Source organism: Saliphagus sp. GCM10025317 (assembly GCF_042663665.1).
Classification (GTDB): Archaea; Halobacteriota; Halobacteria; order Halobacteriales; family Natrialbaceae; genus Natronosalvus.
In genome coordinates, this window is the sequence record NZ_JBHTAQ010000007.1 from 179,866 (window position 1) to 196,231 (window position 16,366).

Genomic DNA, 16,366 nt, shown 5'->3' on the forward strand with positions numbered 1-16,366 from the left:
TCGTTATGCACATTGTCCCAAAACACGTTGGGTAAATATTGGATGATTAACACGCTGATGAATATGAAATGTCTCCCCAAAACGCCGGTTCCAGCCCGCTCGAGGGCGCACTCGGCGAAACTCGTCGAGCCGTCAGGTGTTGCACGTGACACAACGCTTTTGCCGGCGCTCGCGCTTCGGAGGGATATGAGCGAACGCGAGGTGCTCGAGTTGCTTCGTGAGAACGCGCGATACGAGACGGCCGACATCGCGCGAATGACCGACCTCGACGAGGACGAGGTAGCCGACGCTATCGAGGCGCTCGAGGCCGCCGGAATCGTTCGGGGCTACCAGGCCGTCGTCGACTGGGACCGCCTCGAGGACGAACGCGTTCGGGCCGAGGTCGAACTCAACGTCACCCTCGACCGGGAGACAGGGTACGACGACGTCGCCGAGCGACTCGCTCGCTTCCCGCAGGTGAAAGCGCTGCGACTCATCAGCGGCGACTACGACTTCGACATGGAGGTCGAGGGCGACTCGATCCGCGAAGTCTCCCGGTTCATCAGCGAGAAGGTCGCCCCGGTCCCCGAGATTACCCAGACGGTCACCCACTACGTGATGGCCTCCTACAAGGAGAACGGGATCGAACTCGGGGACGGCGAGGACGACGACCGACTCTCCGTGTCGCCATGACCGTGCCCCTCGAGCCAGCCGAACGCGTCCGGGCGGTCGGCCCCTCGGGTATCCGTCGCTTCTTCGAAATCGCCGAGGAGCGCGACGACGTCATCTCCCTGGGCGTCGGCGAACCCGACTTCTCCGCGCCGTGGGCAGCGCGGGACGCCGCTATCCAGTCACTCGAGCGGGGGAAGACCTCCTACACGGCCAATCGCGGCATGTACGCCCTTCGCGAGGCCATCTCGAGCTACGTCGCCGACCGATTCGGCCTCGAGTACGGCCCCGAGGAGGAGGTTCTCGTCACCGCGGGCGCGAGCGAGGCCGTCGACCTGGCCTTTCGGGCGTTCGTCGATCCCGGCGACACCGTCGCCGTCGCTCAGCCGGCGTACATCTCCTACGGACCGGGCGTAACATTCGCCGGCGGGGAGGTGCTCCCCGTCCGGACGCGAGAGGAGGACGACTTTCGACTCACGGTCGACGCGCTCGAGGCCGCCGGGGCCGAGGCTGCGGACCTGCTCGTCATGTGCTATCCGAACAACCCGACCGGCGCCGTGATGACGCGCGCGGATCTCGAGCCCATCGCCGAGTTCGCACGCGAGCACGACCTCGCGGTTCTCTCGGACGAGATTTACGCCGAGTTGACCTACGACGAGCACGCCGCCGACGCGAATCCCGGCGCCGCCGTTCACGCCTCCATCGCGACGCTGCCAGGAATGCGCGAACGGACGATCGTCTGCAACGGGTTCTCGAAGGCCCACGCGATGACCGGGTTGCGACTGGGCTACGCGCTCGGTCCCGCCGAGGCGGTGGGGGCGATGAATCGCGTCCACCAGTACGGCATGCTCTCGGCGCCGACGACCGCCCAGTACGCGGCCCTCGAGGCGCTCGACTCCTGTGGTGACGACGTCGAAGCGATGGTCGACCAGTACGGCCGCCGGCGCCGGTTCGTCATCTCGAGGTTTCGCGAGATCGGAATGCCGTGTTTCGAGGCGAAAGGGGCGTTCTACGTCTTCCCCGAGGTGCCCGACGGGTGGGATGGGAGCGCGAACGACTTCGCCGAACGACTGCTCCGCGAGCGCGGCGTCGCGGTCGTCCCCGGCGACGTCTTCGGCGTCGGCGGCGAAGGCCATCTCCGGGTCTCGTACGCGACGGGCCTCGAGGACTTACGCGAGGCACTGGCGCGGATCGAGGCGTTCGTCGACGAGCACGCCTGAAGCCCGTTTCGTATACGGCATTCTGGCGGCTGCGCGAGGTGTGTGAGACGCCATCGAGAGAATTCGTTACCCAACTATCGGATCGCGACGATAGTTCGCGTCAGTCGTCGCCCTCGACCAGAATCCGTTCTTCGGGCCGTGGCCGCCCCGGATGAACACCGTAGCGCGCCATCGCGTAGAGCGCCGTTACCGCAGTCGCACACAGAAACGCACTCCCGGCACCGACTTCGAACGCGACGAGCGGTATCGCGGCGGACAGGGAGTCGGAAATCGCTGTCGCCCCCTCGCTCGAGGGCGCCGTCACGAGTCCGTAAGGGAGGAAGGCGACGAAGGCGACCGCCCACCAGCGAACTGCCGCCCGGTGAACGCCCTCGAGCGGACGCTCGCTGACCTCGCTTGCGATGCCGGCGAGTCCGACCGTGACGAGACACAGTGCCGCGATGGATCGGACCGAGGGGGTCAGGGTCCAACCGTTGCTGATGGCGACGCCAGCGGCGACGAGTGTCGCCGACGTGACGGTCACGAACCGCGTCGACTCGAGGAGACGAGTGGACATTTCGTGGCGGTAGTGAGCAATTACACATAGCTCTCTCGAATCGTCTATCATCACGAATAACTGACTCTCAGGGTATCGAGAGCGACGAACAACAAAGGACGTATTACCGGTGGCGAGAAGTCACGGCCAAGGATGGCGAGCGTACGTGATCAGACGAGGTGTGGGCGCGAACCCGGGTCCAACCCTGGACTCGAGGTGACCGAACCGTGCTGAAACGCCTGTGGAAACGGTATGTCGCGGAACGTCCGGACGAATACCAGGCGTACATCTCCCTGCCGACGGAATCGTCGGCACCGACGATGGGCGCGCTTCACGACCTGATCGAGGACGCCGAGTTCGCGTTCGAGGGTCGACTCGACGTCTACGCGCGGCGCCGACGCCTCGCCGTCGTCACCGACCGTGTTCCACGCGAGACGTTCGACATCGCCGCGTTCGACGCGGTGATCGAGACGCTCGAGTCGCTGTACGAGGCTCACGCCGTCGCGCACGTCGAGAAGTGGCGCTCGGTTAACGGTCGATTGGTAAAAACGTACGTCGTCGTTCCGGTCAAACCGCTCTTCTCGAAACTGGGGGAACCGAAAGCGGCGCGGCCGGCCGTCCGGTGACCGAGGTCAGTCGTCCGAGTCCGCGCCAGGACCGGGTTCGCGGTCCGTTCGAGTTCTGGACCCGCTCCCCGTTCCAGCACCACTCTCGCTCCGTCGCTGATCGGACGACTCATCGGACGGCTTCATCGAGTTCGTCCGGCGCATCCAGCTGTCGATGTTGTCGGCGACGTAGTCCTTGCCGCCCCAGCCGAAGGCGACGCCGGCGCCGATCGCCACAGCGGCGGCCAGGCCCCACGCGAGCGCTCGCGCGAAGACTAATAGAATGCCGACGTCGATGCCCATCGTTCCGAGGCCGATCACGATGGCCGTGAAATAGAGGAACACCCGGGCACCGTCGGCGAACCAGGACGTGTAGACCGTCTGGGTCGCTGCTCGAGTCCGCTCGATCATGTCGCCGACGAAGTCAGCGACGATGAACCCGAAGACGATGACGAGCAGGCCCGCGATGAACGCTGGCAAGTACGATACCGCGGTCGAGATCCACTCCGACAGGAGTGCGATTGCGAGAGCGTTCGCGGCCGCGAGAATCGCGAGGGCGTACACGAACCACTTCGCCAGTTTGCCGAAGGTTCTCGAGACGGCCTGCTCTGTTCCACCGAGGATGCGCCCGAGCGGCGTCTCGAGTACCATGCGGTCGAGTTCGATGCCGTCGGCGATTCGCATGACGACTCGGCCGGCGAGGCGGCCGATGATCCAGCCGATGAACAGGATCACCAGCGCGCCGACTAGTCGCGGCAGAAACGTCACCAGTTCGGCGATCGGATCCTGGAGCCAGTCGGGAACCGTTACCTGTGCGGGTTGTGTGTGAACCATACCCGAACGGTGGTCCTCACCCGACTTTACGCTAGACGTTGCTCTCGGTGGAAATATCCTGTTTCCGGCGGCGTCGTCCACTCAGCAACCAAGACGTACCGCTTCGAGAACGCGCGTCTGGAATTGGGACGAGCGAGACTGGCGCTGGCCGTGTCGATCTCGACTCACGAGTGTCGTCGGTCGATGCGGACAGCGATTGCGGATTTCAATTGCCCTGTCGCTGCGTCACCAAACCGGGATACGGCGTGCTGTTCGGATGGGGGAACCGGTTCGTACTCGAGCCCGAAGCGGTCATTGATTGGTCGCTCGGTAATCGACCATTAGCGTTTGGACGGGTTCCGGGGAAACCTGTAACACCACAGAAACGATCGCGTGTTATCGTGACACATGGGACACAAACATTCTTCGAACTGGCCTCTCGCTCATCGATTATGACGATCTATCGGGCACTCTCCGAGGACGAGCGCGATCGATTTCACGAGTACGTCTCCTACGCGTTCACGCCCACCAACGGCCCACCGGCGTACGAACCGGCGGAACACGACCGGCCACGAGCGCTTCTCGGCGACCGACGAGGGCTGTTCGCGGACGGCGATGGAGACCCGCTCTGTGTCTGCAAACACTACTGGTTCGACGTTCACGTCCGCGGCGACGAACACTCGATGGCTGGCCTCGCCTCCGTCGCCTCGCCGCCGGAACACCGCCGGAGCGGTTACGTCCGGGACCTGCTAGTCGCCTCGCTCGAGGAGTATCGAGACCGTGACGCGGCCTTCGCGGCCCTCTGGCCGTTTCGACACCGGTTCTACCGGCAGTACGGCTGGGCGACGGCCAACCGACAGCTTCGGGTCGAGTGCGACCCCGCGGACCTCTCGTTCGCCCGGACGCGGCTCGAGGCGGAAACCATCGAAAACGGCCGATACCGGCGCCTCGAGGCCGACGACTACGAGACCCTCGTTCCGGTCTACGAGCGCCACGCCGCGCGCTACGACCTTTCGATCGATCGCGACGCCGACTGGTGGCGCTACCGCGTCTTCGAGAACTGGGAGACGGACCCGTTCGTCGCCGTCTGGGAACGCGACGGGGAGCCGGCGGGCTACCTCGAGTACACGATCGACGGCGACTGGGGCGACCGGACGATGGACGTCGCCGAACTCGCCTACACCGACGTCGAGGCGTTCCTGGCGCTCCTGTCGTTCTGTCGCGACCACGACTCGCAGGTCCAGACCGTTCGTCTTCGCCTGCCCACCGACACGCCGCTTTTCGACGTTTCGAGCGACCCCGACGAACTCGAGACCGAACGCGAGGGTGGGCCGATGATTCGAATCGTCGACGTCTCGCGAGCGCTGTCGGCGCTCTCGTATCCGACCGTCGACGCCAGCGTGACGCTCACCGTCGACGACCCGCTGGCTGCGTGGAACGATGGTGCATTCGAACTCTCGGTCGAGAGTGGCGATGGTACCTGCGAACGCGTACCCGTGCCGGACTCAAACATCGCGCTCGACGTTGGAACGCTGTCACAACTCGCCGTCGGCGCCCGTTCGGCCCGGGCGGTCGAGCGGGCAGGCCGTCTCGAGGTCTCACCATCGGCGCTTGAGACGCTCAAGACACTGTTCCCCGAGCGGGCGGTGTACCTGCGGGACGGGTTCTGATCGTAACGCGAAACTCGAGTTGGAGAACGACTACTCGTCGGACTCGTAGTGTTCGCCCGCGGCCGACGGCATCCGGGTATGACCGACGAACGTGAGCACGACCAGGACGGCGACGTAGGGGACGATGCCGACGAGCGTCGAGGAGAGGTCGTAGGCTGCGATCTGCTGAAGTTCGATCTGAAGCGCGTCGAGGGCCGCGAAGAGGAACGACGCGAGGAACGCGCCGATCGGGTTGTAGTTCCCGATCAGGTACGCCGTCAGGCCGATCCAGCCGCGACCGTCGATCATGGTGTCGCCGGTGCCCTGGAACTGGCCCACGTTGAGTGCCCAGCCGGCGCCGCCGATGCCGCAGTAGACGCCCGAGAGCAGGACGCCAGCGTAACGCACCTTTCGGACGTCGACGCCGGCCGTGTCGAGCGACTTGGGGTCCTCGCCGCTGGCCTCGAGCCACATCCCGAACGTAGTCCGGTTGAGGAGGTACCACGAGACGGGGACGGCCACGAGCAAGAGCAACACCTGCGGCGAGAACTCGAAAATCTGGCCGACGCCTGGCAGCGAGGAGAGTCCCGGAATCGAGACCGACGAGAACGTACCGACGTTCCCCGGACTGCTCCGCCGGTCCCAGATGACGACGCTGAGGAACGGGGCGGCGCCCAGCGCGATCAACCAGACGGCGAGGCCGGCGATGATCTGATCGGCCTTGAATTCGATGCAGACGATGGCGAACAGGAGGGCGATCAACGTGCTCGCGAGGATGGCCCCCAGCAGCGCGAGCCACGGATTCGGCTCGATTGGGACGGAGTCGGAACCGAGCGCGTACATGGTCGCAATCGAACTGAACGCGCCGACGATGAGCAGCCCCTCGAGTCCGATGTTGATGACGCCGGATTTCTCGGCGAAGATGCCGCCCATCGCGGCGAACGCGATTGGGACGGTGAACCGGAGCGCAGAGCCGAGATAGGAGATGCTGAGGACGCCGGCAATCTCCCCGACGAACTGGCGCCCGCCGTCGACGACGAGGCCGAGTGCGAGTACGCCGAAAAGGCCCGCGCCGATGGCGAGGCCCTGACGACGAGTGACGGTCGGCGCGTTCATCGCCGCTCACCTCCGTCGGTCGCGACGGGTTCGCTGCCGAATCCATAGTGCTTGCCGAGCAATCGGAAGAACTCGGGCATGGCGATGAAGAGGATGATCAACCCCCTGAGCACCTCGACGAGTTCGTTCGGGATGCCGAGTGAGAGGTCGACCGCCACGCTGCCGGTCTTGAGGGTTCCGAAGAGGAGGGCGGCCGGGATCACGCCGATGGGGTTGTTCCCGGCGAGGATGGAGACCGCGATGCCGTCGAAGCCGAGCGGCGGGATGCCGGCCTGCCAGCGGTACTGGACCATCGTGACGTATATCGCCCCGGCGACACCGCCCAGGACACCGGATAGCGTCATGCTCGTGACGATGTTTCGTCTCGCATCGACGCCGCCGTACTCCGCTGCAGCCTCCTGGATGCCGCTCGTGCGCAGATCGTAGCCGATGACGGTTCGTGAGTACAGCAGGGCGATACCGACGGCGATCGCGAGGGCGCCGATCAGGGCGATCAGCGAAAACCGGCTTCCGTCGATCGACGCCGGCAATCGGGCGACTCCCGGGATCGGTTCCGTCTGCACCGAATCGCTCGCCAGGTCGCCGATGTGGACCTGTACGAGCCAGTAGGCGACGCCCGCGGCGACGAAGTTGAGCATAATCGTCGTGATCACCTCGTGGGCGTTCGCGTAGGCCTTCATCAGGCCGGGGATCATCCCCCAGACCCCACCGACGAAACCGCCGACGACGATTCCGACCGGGATCACGACGAGGGAACCGATCAGCGTATCCGGCACGAACTCTCCGACCGTGAGTACCGTCATCGCCGTCGCCAGCGCGCCGAGTACCATCTGTCCCTGCGTCCCGATGTTGAACAGGCCGGCGCGAAACGCGACGGCGACCGAGAGCCCGGTGAACAGCAACAGGGTCGTCTGCAACAGCGTCTGGCCGAGGTCGGTGAACGAGCCGAACGCCCCCTCCAGAATCGTCCAGTACATCTCGAGCGGGTTGTAACAGCCGTACCCGAGCCCTGGCAGGTAGATGAAGGGGCTCGAGCACTCGGCGACGAACCCGGAGACGAACACCAAGACGGCGCCGACGACGAGCGCGAAGACGAGCGAGGCGAGGCTGATCGCGACGCGTTCGGCCGCCGAGGCGTCGACGAGGCGGTCGAGGGTTGCTCCGCCGCGTTCACGCCAGCCGCCGTCCCCGCTGCCGTCCGAACCGTCCGGGCTGTCCGAACCGTCCGTGCCGCTCATACCACCGACCTCCCGACTCGAGCGCCGTCGACGTCGAGTCCGTCGGGTCGTTCGCCGGCCATGAGCAAGCCGAGTTCCTCCTCGGTGACGGCGTCGGGATCGACGACGGCGACGAGTTCACCGTCGTGCATTACCGCGAGCCGATCGGAAAGCTGGGTCACCTCGTCGAGTTTCGAGGAGACGAGGAGGATGGCTTTCCCCGCCGAACGGAGGTCGAGCAGTCGGTTGTGGATGAACTCGATGCTCCCGATGTCGACCCCACGAGTCGGTTGCGCGGCGACGACCAGCGAGGGGTCGCGTTCGAACTCGCGGCCGACGATGAACTTCTGCTGGTTCCCGCCCGAGAGCGAGTGCGCCGTTGCGGAGGGGTCGGGTGGTCGCACGTCGTACTCCGCGATGATCTCGTCGACGTAGTCGCTGGTCGCCTCCCAGTCGATCACTCGACCGTCCGAGAACGGCGCGAGGTGCTGTCGGCCCAGCAGGCCGTTTCGCCGAAGATCGTAGTCCATCACCAGGCTCCGTTTCTGACGGTCCTCGGCGACGTAGGCCATCCCGGCGGTGATGCGCTCGCGACGCGGCGACGAGGTGATCTCGCGCCCGTCGAACGTGATCGTTCCGTCGGTCGTCCGACGGAGCCCCGTGATGGCCTCGACGAGTTCTGACTGGCCGTTCCCGTCGACGCCTGCGATACCGAAGACCTCGCCCTCGTGGACGCGGAACGTCGCCTCGTCGACCGCGACGACGTCCCGGTCGTCCGTCACCGTCACCCTATCGACGTCGAGGACGACGCCCCCGCGCGTGGTGGCGGGTTTGTCGACCTCGAGGAGCACGTCTCGACCGACCATCATGCGCGCAAGTTCCTCGCGGGTGGCGTCGGCCGCCGGGACCGTCCCGACGAGTTCGCCGTTTCGCAGGACGCTAATCTCGTCGGCGACCTCGAGGGCCTCGCCGAGTTTGTGCGTGATGAAGATGATTGTCTTGTCCTCGGCGATGAGTTCCTCGAGGACCTCGAGCAGCGCGTCGACCTCTTGTGGGGTGAGGACGGCGGTCGGTTCGTCGAGGATGAGGACGTCCGCACCGCGGTAGAGCGTCTTCAGAATCTCGACGCGCTGTTGTTCGCCGACGCTGACGTCCTCGATGCGCTCGGTCGGGTCGACGTCGAAGCCGTAGCGGTCGGCCAGCGCCCGTGTCTCCTCGTTGGCTCTGGCGCGGTCGGTCGCGAGGCCGCCCCACTTCGTCGGTTCGTCGCCCAGAACGACGTTCTCGGCGACGGTCATCGTGTCCACGAGCATGAAGTGCTGGTGGATCATCCCAATGCCGACAGCCATCGCGTCGCCGGGGTCGTCGAACGTTCGCTCCCGGCCGTCGATCCGGATCGTCCCCTCCGTGGGTTCGTACAGCCCGTAGAGGACGTTCATCAGGGTCGTCTTTCCGGCACCGTTCTCGCCGATCAGGGCGTGAATCGAGCCACGCTCGACGGTGAAGTCGACGTCGTCGTTCGCGACGACGCCCGGGAACCGCTTGGTGATCCCCTCGAGTGCCACCGCCGGCGGCGTCTCGCCGTCCGTCCCGCGGTCGTCAGTAGCCATTGCGTCTCAGAGGTCGTCGGTGTTGTCGGGAACCTCGATGTCGCCGTCGATGATCGCCTGTCGGGACTCTTCGAGCGCGTCGACGATGTCTTCGGGGAGTTCGCCCTCGAAGTCCTGGCCGATGGTCGCGCTCACGCTGCCGTCGTCGTCGAGGCCGAGGTCGTTCATGCCGCTCTCGAACTCGTCGTTGACGACGGACTCGACCGAGTCGTAGACGGCGTTGTCGACGCGCTTGACCATGCTCGCGACGATCACGTCACTGAAGTCCTCGGCACTGATCGACTGGTCGTCGTCGACGCCGATGGCGAACCGACCGGCCGACTGGGCGGCCTGGAAGACGCCGCCACCGGTGCCGCCCGCGGCGTGGTAGACGACGTCCGCGCCGTCGTCGTACATTCCGCTGGCGATCTCCTGGCCTCGGGACGGGTCGTTCCAGCTTCCGGCGTACGCCGACGGCGTCTCGATGCTGTCGTCGGCGTGGCGAACGCCCGCGATGTAGCCCGCCTCGAATCGGTCGATGAGGGCGGTCTCCTGGCCGCCGACGAAGCCGACGACGGTCTCGTCGGTGTTCGTCTCGCCGCCGCCGTGGGCGTAGTCGGTCGTCGTCAACAGGCCAGCGAGGTGACCGACCTGGAAGGAGCCCTCGTGTTCCCGGAACGTGTAGTTGGCGACGTTGTCCGCCTCGACGACTGCGTCGACGAGCACGAATTGCTGGTCGCTGAACTCCGCGGCGTTCTCCTCGAGGTCGGTCGCGTGGTCGAAGCCGATACAGCAGACGAGGTCGATTTCTTCGTCGCCCGCGAAGTTCCGCTGCATCTGGTTCATGTCGGCGGGGGCGTCGGGTTCGGCGTCCTGGTAAGAGATGCCGAAGTCCTCCGCCGCTTGCTCGATGCCGGCGTGGGCCATATCGTTGAACGAGTCGTCACCGAGGCCACCGGTCGAGTAGATGATGCCGACGGTGATGTCGGATCCGGCGCCGCCGTTGCCGTTGCCGTCGGCCGTGTCGTTTCCGTTTCCGTTCCCGTTCCCGTTCCCACCATTTCCGCCACCGTCGCCGACCAGACAGCCAGCCAGTCCTGCCGTTACCCCTGCACCTGCTGTCGTGAGAAACGTCCGTCGTTGCATATCCGTGAGAGTGTACGCGACCGGTTTATAGATTCGGTTTCGAAAGGAGATAGCGACTTTACGTGAATTACCTGAATATTCGGTCTAAGAGAGTTCCCGATCGGTCACTCCGCCCGATGGGGATCCCCATACCAGAACGCGTCGAGCAGCATCCGCCTGAACCGGTCGCCGTCGACCGACTCGATCACCCGCGTCTTCGCCTCGCCGTCGGTCACACTGAGTTCGTCGACCAGGCTGTACCCACGTGTTATCCCCTCCCGATCGTCGACGGCCACGTAGTACGTATTCGCCGCCTCGACGATGTCGGGCTCGAGTAGCGTCGCGATCGCCAGCGAGTCCGGCTGAGTCGTCACGTCTGCGCCGAGGGCGTCGTGGTCGGACTGGCGGTTGAACGCGCGGACGGCCTCGGTGACGGTCAGGTAGAAGTCCGCGAGTGGCGTGTCCATCGCCTCGACCGCCTCGAACACGTCGGTGTCGAACGTCGAGTCCCGGAGCGTCAACCCCCAGTCGACCAGCGTCGTCTCGAAGGCATCCATCACGACCGCTGCGGCGTCGGGGTCGACCCAGAAGTTGTACTCCGCCGCGGGCGTGATGTTCCCGAGCGTATTGACCGCGCCGCCCATGATCACCACTTCGTCGAGCAGCTCCGGCAGGTCGGGTTCGCGCTCGAGCGCCAGGGCGACGTTCGTCAGTGGGGCGATGCAGGCCAGGGTGATCTCCCCGGGGTTCTCGCGAGCGGTCTCGACGATGAAGTCGACGGCGTGTGCCTCGGCCGAGGGGATTCCCGTCTCGAGGAAGAGGTCGCCACCCAGGCCGCCCTCGCCGTGGATGTACTCCGCGAACTCGTGTTCTTTCTCGAGTGGCTCACGAGCGCCCTCGTAGACCGGCACGTCGCCGGCCCCAGCGAGGTCGAGGGTGTACTTCGCGTTCTCGACCTGGTACTCGAACGGGACGTTCCCTGCACAGATCGTCACGCCCTCGAGGGCGACGCGATCCGAGCAGGCCGCGAGCACGAGCGCCTGCGTGTCGTCTCCCGCGGTGTCCGTGTCGACGATCAGCCGCGCCGGGTCCGAATCACTCATTGGCCGACGGTTCGGGGCGGACGAGGAATACCCTGTCGACCCTCTCGACATCGGGTGGTGTCTGCTCGCCGGACTGGCGCGAGTAGAAGGCGCGCACACAGCGCGGACGTCGTCCGAACAGAACGAACGAAGAATCGGCCAGTACGGTGCTCTCGGCGGCGAACCGACACTGAACTAGTCGCTGGCCCACGACCCTCTGCACTCGTCGCTACAGAACGAGATCGGAGCGGTGGTCTCGTCGTCCGTGACCACGTCGACGATCGGTGGAGAGGCAGCGGTGCTGTATTCGATCCCACACTGGGCGCAATAGTTCCAGAAATCCGGTCTGTCGTCACTCATTGTCCCCTCCCGTCGTGACTCGCCCGTCACCGGAATCACGCACCTCGTTGCCATCATTGACACCCTCGTCAGTCACATCATCGACAGCTCGAGCGAGGGCGCGGTGGGCATCCAGGTCAGTTACCGTGGCCAGCGGTGGCGACGCAGATAGTGGCCTCCCTTCCGTTTCAGCAACGGGTCTGACACGGCCACAGCAGCCGTTGTCAGGCCCGTGGGAGTTTACCGTCGAGGACGGAGCAGGTAGGCCCGATTTCACAGTCGTTCAATGGCGTCTACGTATAAAAAACCCAGGTTGTTTGATTCGACACTTCCCGAGAAAGTGGAATATAACGTGGTTCTTCGAGGCTATCAGGGATTAATATTCGATATTCCCTCACCATCGCTACCTCTCTTAAGTGTACGAAAACGTATTTCGATAATGCCCTGCCAACGCCTGTTTCTCGAACTTCTCGAAAACCACTCTCGGAAACTGTGGAGTATCGATAGTATCATGGAGGCGGCCCGATAAGCCCGATTGTGACCGAGTACGAACTCGACGACGTAGACAGGCGTTTGCTCAATCTGCTTCAGGAGAACGCTCGGTCTAATGCGATCGGACTGGCCGAGGAACTTGGGGTCTCCGACAACACCGTTCACAATCGGATGGAACGGCTGGAGGACGCCGGCGTCATTACCGGTTACACGACGAGCGTCGACTACGACCGGACGGGGCTCCGTCTCTACTTTCACTTCAGCTGTACGGCCCGCATCAGCGAGCGCTCCGATGTGGCCGAGAAGGCGTTGGCACTTCCCCAGATTACCGAAGTGACCGAACTGATGACCGGCCAGGAGAACCTCCACATCAAGGCAGTCGGGACCGAAAACGAGGATATCACCTACGTTGCCGAACAACTCGACGACCTCGCCCTCGAGATCAACGACGAGAATCTCATCCGGACCGAACACGCTGCCCCTCTCGACTACGTGACGGTGAAGGAACTGCTCCCGATCGAACGGTGAGGCGCCGAGCATCGCACTGCGAGGTGCTCTGGGGTCAGCACGGCGAGAATAGCACCGCAGAGCGCCTCCGCGGTTAGCCGCGGTATTCTCGACGGGAACCAGGTAGAATACGTCCCGTCGCGTTCTATCGATCGCCTGTACCGGTCGGTCGGTCGAATTTCCGAATAGCAGTCCCGACAGCGCCGAACGCCGTCTCGAGCCCGGATCGTACGCCCATCGGCCACGACACTGAAATACCGGGTGGGGTAACTATGAGTCAACGGAATGAGAGACAGGCGTGTTCGGTCGGTGTGGCGGGCGAGTCGGCTAGCGCCGCGAGCCACGACGCCTCGCCGCCGATCCATTTCCCCCGATGCGGGTGGTCGCCGGTGACCCTCCGCACCGTTCCCATGATCGACCGCGTCCGCGACGCCTTCTTCGCCCTCGACACCGACTTTCGATTCACGTACCTCAACGAGCGGGCCGAGGCGCTACTCGAGCGCTCCCGAGAGGACCTCCTCGGACGGGTCATGTGGGACGAGTTCCCCGAGACGGTCGAGACCCAGTTCCCAGACGGCTTCTACCAGGCGATGGACGAACAGGTGCCGGTCTCCTTCGAGGTGTACCACACGCCGCTCGAGACCTGGTTCGAGGCCCGGGCCTGGCCCGGGGAGAACGGGCTCTCGGTGTCCATGCGCGACGTCACCGGGAGAAAGGAACAGGAGACAAAACTCGCCCGGAACACGGCCGTCGTCGAGGCGATCCAGGACGGCGTGGTCACCCTCGACGACAACAACCGGATCCTCTCGGTCAACGCCACGGTCGAACGCGCCTTCGACACCGACGCGCGGAACCTGCGTGGCGAACACGTCGAGACCCTCCTGGACCTCGCTGCCGTCGACGCCGACGACACCATCCACGTCGGCCGCGCGCTCAGCGACGTCGACGTCGGCACCGCGGCCCAGCGGACGTTCGAACTGGCCTACACCGACGCGACGGGCGCCGATCGGGTCGCCGAGGTCAGCGTCGTGCCGGTCGACCACGGCTCGGCCAATCTCGCCTGCATCGCCCGCGACGTCACCGACCAGCGCGAGTACGAGCGGGTCGTGACCTCGCTGCACGAGGTCACGCGCTGGCTCCTGCAGTCGAGCGACCCCGAGGAGATCTGTGCGATCGCCGTTCACGCCGGGAGCGACCTCCTGGACCTCCCGATCAGCGGCGTCTGGTTGCTCGACGACGAGTACGGCTACCTCGACCCCGTCGCCGGCACCGCGGGTGCACATGACGAGTTCGGCGGACTCCCCCGATTCCACCCCGGCGAGGGCCTCGTTTGGGACGTCTTCGAGGCCGGCGAGACCAGACACATCGAGGACCTGCAGGAGGTCGAGGGCCTCTACAATCCCGACACGCCGATCCGTTCCGAGATCATCGCCCCGATCGGTACTCACGGCATCCTGATGACGGGCTCGAAGCGGGTCGCGAACTTCGAGGGCACCGACGTCGAGTTACTCTCGACGCTCGCCGAGAACACTCGCGCGGCGCTCGACCGGGCGATCCGCGAGCAGGTACTCGAGGACCGGACGACCCAGCTCGAACACCAGACCGAACGCTTAGAGAGCGTGGCGAACGTGCTCTCGAGCGACCTCAAGCGTCACCTCGAGGCCGTCGCGACGGCGCTCGAGGAGGAACCCGACCGACCTGGTGAGTGGGAGTTTCCGCTCGCCGAAGACGCCGTCTCGACGACGCTCGACCGCACGGAACGACTCGTCGACGACATCCGGGAGTTCGCCCGAAACGCGACGGCGGTCGGCCCCCGGACGCGGATCGACCTCGTGTCGGCGATCGAGCACGCGGTCGAGGGCTCCCGCCTCGAGCGCCCCGCCGTGGTCGTCGACGCCGACGCGACCCTCCGGGCCGACCGGGAGCGATTCGATCACTTCCTCCAGACGATCTTCGACGACGCGGCCGCCCGCGCCGACGGATCAGTCACGATCCAGGTTGGGCTGCTCGGCTTCGACGATCCTCGCTCGAGCGAACGCGGCTTCTTCCTCATGGACGACGCCGCCGAGATCCCACCGACCGATCACGACCGGGTAATCGACCTCGAGTCGCGCGGCGAGGACGCTGACGAGGAACGCGGCCTCGGTCTCGCTCTCGCCCGGGCGATCGCCGATGCGCACGACTGGTCGTTGACGGTGACCAGCGGCCAGCACGGCGGAACACGAATCGAAGTGCACGACGTGACGACGCTCGAGCGTCACCCGTAGCGCTAGCTCGGGAGCTTTCCGACCCGCTCGAGGACGACGAGGGCGACGACCGTCGCGCCGAGAAATAGCGCGGCGACGGCGAACACCTCGTCGTAGGTGTAGTTCCCCTCGACGAAGACGCCGAGGACGTACGAGCCGAGCGACTGTGAGAGCATCCAAACGGAGCTAAATACTGCATAGGCGCTCCCTCGAGTCGAATCCGGAAGCGTATCGAGGAGGTACGTGTCGACGGCTGGAAACAGCGCGTGGATCACAAACCCGACGACGATGGTGAGCGCGACCAGCGGGATCAGCCCTTCGACGAGCGTCAGCGCGAGGAGGGTCGCGGCGAACGTGCCGACGATCCCGAGCAGGTACGGGATCTGCGGGAGACGGTCGGCCAGGTCGCCGCCGAAAAAGAACGCGGGGACGCCGGCGGCGAAGACGACGGTGAGCATCATCCCGGCCGCTTGGTCTGAGAGCCCCTTCGACTGCATGTACAGTTCGTAGAAGTTGAACACGCCCTGCCAGATGAACACGGCGACGCCCGCGATCGCCAGCGCGGTCACGATGAGCCGCCACTCCGAGAGCGCGCCAGCGACGAAGGCCCGATCGGACCGCCCCGCGTCCGGCATCTCGGTTCGCCTCGCGGTGAGCCACGTGTAGGCCGTGACCACGGCCCCGCCGACGGCGATCGCCCACAGCGACAGGCGCCAGTCGACGAAGAGGGTGAGCGCCACGAACGGGGCGGCGATCACCGCGGCGACCTGATTCGCGGCCCCGTGGATTCCCATGACGCGCCCGACGCGATCGGGGTACAGTTCGCTCAAGAGCGGGTTCGCCGAGACGAAGTACACGCCCGAAGCGATCCCCATGAGGAAGGCGCCGCCCATGAGGTGGGTGATCGAGGTGGCGGTCGCGGCGACCCCGGACGAAATCGCGAGAATAACGCCCGAGGCGAGCACGACGTGCTGTCTCGGGACTTTCGTGAGCACCCACCCGGTCGCCAGACGGGGGAACGCGCTCCCGACCCACACGAGGGTGACGATGAGGCCCGCGGTCGCTTCGCCGATCCCGAATTCGGCGATAAACACGTTCAGCAGCGGTGCGAAGACGATTCTGGCGAGATTGATGAGAAAGACCAGTCCACAGAGGGATCCGAAGAGACGAGCGCGGGCCACGG

Annotated in this window: 15 protein-coding genes; 6 read left to right on the top strand and 9 right to left on the bottom strand. The window is 65.3% G+C overall.

Features of this window, described 5'->3' with window-relative positions:
* Positions 1 to 186 precede the first annotated feature (186 nt).
* Entirely contained in the window at positions 187 to 672 is a 486-nt protein-coding gene (locus ACFQS4_RS15490) for an Lrp/AsnC family transcriptional regulator (protein ID WP_500194086.1), read from the top strand.
* Positions 669 to 1,868 (top strand): pyridoxal phosphate-dependent aminotransferase, encoded by a 1,200-nt coding sequence (locus ACFQS4_RS15495; RefSeq protein WP_500194088.1) that lies wholly within the window; start codon positions 669 to 671, stop codon positions 1,866 to 1,868. The genes ACFQS4_RS15490 and ACFQS4_RS15495 overlap by 4 nt, the downstream gene beginning before the upstream one ends.
* 100 nt (positions 1,869 to 1,968) lie before the next feature.
* Here the strand turns inward: ACFQS4_RS15495 and ACFQS4_RS15500 are convergent, their stop codons facing one another.
* Positions 1,969 to 2,424: a DUF1467 domain-containing protein gene (locus ACFQS4_RS15500; protein WP_500194090.1), complete on the bottom strand. Its 456-nt coding sequence runs from the start codon at positions 2,422 to 2,424 to the stop codon at positions 1,969 to 1,971.
* A gap of 206 nt (positions 2,425 to 2,630) precedes the next feature.
* On the opposite strand from ACFQS4_RS15500, the gene ACFQS4_RS15505 reads away from it, so the two are divergent.
* Positions 2,631 to 3,029: a hypothetical protein gene (locus tag ACFQS4_RS15505; protein WP_500194092.1), complete on the top strand. Its 399-nt coding sequence runs from the start codon at positions 2,631 to 2,633 to the stop codon at positions 3,027 to 3,029.
* 6 nt (positions 3,030 to 3,035) lie between these two features.
* Here ACFQS4_RS15505 and ACFQS4_RS15510 read toward each other — a convergent pair whose 3' ends face one another.
* Positions 3,036 to 3,842: a mechanosensitive ion channel family protein gene (locus ACFQS4_RS15510; RefSeq protein WP_500194094.1), complete on the bottom strand. Its 807-nt coding sequence runs from the start codon at positions 3,840 to 3,842 to the stop codon at positions 3,036 to 3,038.
* A gap of 431 nt (positions 3,843 to 4,273) precedes the next feature.
* Here ACFQS4_RS15510 and ACFQS4_RS15515 point away from each other — a divergent pair, with 431 nt between their 5' ends.
* Positions 4,274 to 5,491 carry a GNAT family N-acetyltransferase gene (locus ACFQS4_RS15515; RefSeq protein WP_500194096.1) on the top strand — a complete coding sequence of 406 codons (1,218 nt, stop codon included), beginning with the start codon at positions 4,274 to 4,276 and terminating at the stop codon, positions 5,489 to 5,491.
* Between the two features lie 30 nt (positions 5,492 to 5,521).
* Here ACFQS4_RS15515 and ACFQS4_RS15520 read toward each other — a convergent pair whose 3' ends face one another.
* The 6 genes from ACFQS4_RS15520 to ACFQS4_RS15545 all read right to left on the bottom strand — a co-directional run bounded on the left by ACFQS4_RS15520 (position 5,522) and on the right by ACFQS4_RS15545 (position 11,959).
* Positions 5,522 to 6,586 (bottom strand): ABC transporter permease, encoded by a 1,065-nt coding sequence (locus tag ACFQS4_RS15520; protein WP_500194099.1) that lies wholly within the window; start codon positions 6,584 to 6,586, stop codon positions 5,522 to 5,524.
* Entirely contained in the window at positions 6,583 to 7,824 is a 1,242-nt protein-coding gene (locus ACFQS4_RS15525) for an ABC transporter permease (RefSeq protein ID WP_500194101.1), read from the bottom strand. The genes ACFQS4_RS15520 and ACFQS4_RS15525 overlap by 4 nt, the downstream gene beginning before the upstream one ends.
* Positions 7,821 to 9,413 (bottom strand): ABC transporter ATP-binding protein, encoded by a 1,593-nt coding sequence (locus tag ACFQS4_RS15530; protein WP_500194103.1) that lies wholly within the window; start codon positions 9,411 to 9,413, stop codon positions 7,821 to 7,823. The genes ACFQS4_RS15525 and ACFQS4_RS15530 overlap by 4 nt, the downstream gene beginning before the upstream one ends.
* 6 nt (positions 9,414 to 9,419) lie before the next feature.
* Positions 9,420 to 10,538, bottom strand: coding sequence for a BMP family lipoprotein (locus ACFQS4_RS15535; protein WP_500194105.1), 1,119 nt, complete (start codon positions 10,536 to 10,538; stop codon positions 9,420 to 9,422).
* A 104-nt stretch (positions 10,539 to 10,642) separates the two neighbouring features.
* The gene (locus ACFQS4_RS15540; RefSeq protein ID WP_500194107.1) at positions 10,643 to 11,620 is read right to left on the bottom strand and encodes a nucleoside hydrolase; all 978 of its coding nucleotides are present in this window, start codon (positions 11,618 to 11,620) and stop codon (positions 10,643 to 10,645) included.
* 174 nt (positions 11,621 to 11,794) lie between these two features.
* A complete protein-coding gene (locus ACFQS4_RS15545) occupies positions 11,795 to 11,959 on the bottom strand; it encodes a DUF7576 family protein (protein WP_500194109.1) in 165 nt (54 codons plus the stop codon).
* Positions 11,960 to 12,475: 516 nt separating this feature from the next.
* Here ACFQS4_RS15545 and ACFQS4_RS15550 point away from each other — a divergent pair.
* On the top strand, positions 12,476 to 12,958 hold the full coding sequence (locus ACFQS4_RS15550; protein ID WP_500194111.1) for an Lrp/AsnC family transcriptional regulator: 483 nt from the start codon (positions 12,476 to 12,478) through the stop codon (positions 12,956 to 12,958).
* A gap of 368 nt (positions 12,959 to 13,326) precedes the next feature.
* Complete coding sequence (locus ACFQS4_RS15555; protein ID WP_500196625.1) at positions 13,327 to 15,204, top strand: sensor histidine kinase; 1,878 nt, start codon at positions 13,327 to 13,329, stop codon at positions 15,202 to 15,204.
* Between the two features lie 2 nt (positions 15,205 to 15,206).
* Here the strand turns inward: ACFQS4_RS15555 and ACFQS4_RS15560 are convergent, their stop codons facing one another.
* Positions 15,207 to 16,364 carry an MFS transporter gene (locus ACFQS4_RS15560; protein ID WP_500196627.1) on the bottom strand — a complete coding sequence of 386 codons (1,158 nt, stop codon included), beginning with the start codon at positions 16,362 to 16,364 and terminating at the stop codon, positions 15,207 to 15,209.
* Positions 16,365 to 16,366: the final 2 nt, after the last annotated feature.

Excerpts from the sequence above, each read along its gene's own strand:
- ACFQS4_RS15490 (WP_500194086.1), top strand. The coding sequence starts at position 187 with ATGAGCGAACGCGAGGTGCTCGAGTTGCTTCGTGAGAACGCGCGATAC.
- ACFQS4_RS15495 (WP_500194088.1), top strand. The coding sequence starts at position 669 with ATGACCGTGCCCCTCGAGCCAGCCGAACGCGTCCGGGCGGTCGGCCCC.
- ACFQS4_RS15500 (WP_500194090.1), bottom strand. The coding sequence starts at position 2,424 with ATGTCCACTCGTCTCCTCGAGTCGACGCGGTTCGTGACCGTCACGTCG.
- ACFQS4_RS15510 (WP_500194094.1), bottom strand. The coding sequence starts at position 3,842 with ATGGTTCACACACAACCCGCACAGGTAACGGTTCCCGACTGGCTCCAG.
- ACFQS4_RS15515 (WP_500194096.1), top strand. The coding sequence starts at position 4,274 with ATGACGATCTATCGGGCACTCTCCGAGGACGAGCGCGATCGATTTCAC.
- ACFQS4_RS15520 (WP_500194099.1), bottom strand. The coding sequence starts at position 6,586 with ATGAACGCGCCGACCGTCACTCGTCGTCAGGGCCTCGCCATCGGCGCG.
- ACFQS4_RS15525 (WP_500194101.1), bottom strand. The coding sequence starts at position 7,824 with ATGAGCGGCACGGACGGTTCGGACAGCCCGGACGGTTCGGACGGCAGC.
- ACFQS4_RS15530 (WP_500194103.1), bottom strand. The coding sequence starts at position 9,413 with ATGGCTACTGACGACCGCGGGACGGACGGCGAGACGCCGCCGGCGGTG.
- ACFQS4_RS15535 (WP_500194105.1), bottom strand. The coding sequence starts at position 10,538 with ATGCAACGACGGACGTTTCTCACGACAGCAGGTGCAGGGGTAACGGCA.
- ACFQS4_RS15540 (WP_500194107.1), bottom strand. The coding sequence starts at position 11,620 with ATGAGTGATTCGGACCCGGCGCGGCTGATCGTCGACACGGACACCGCG.
- ACFQS4_RS15545 (WP_500194109.1), bottom strand. The coding sequence starts at position 11,959 with ATGAGTGACGACAGACCGGATTTCTGGAACTATTGCGCCCAGTGTGGG.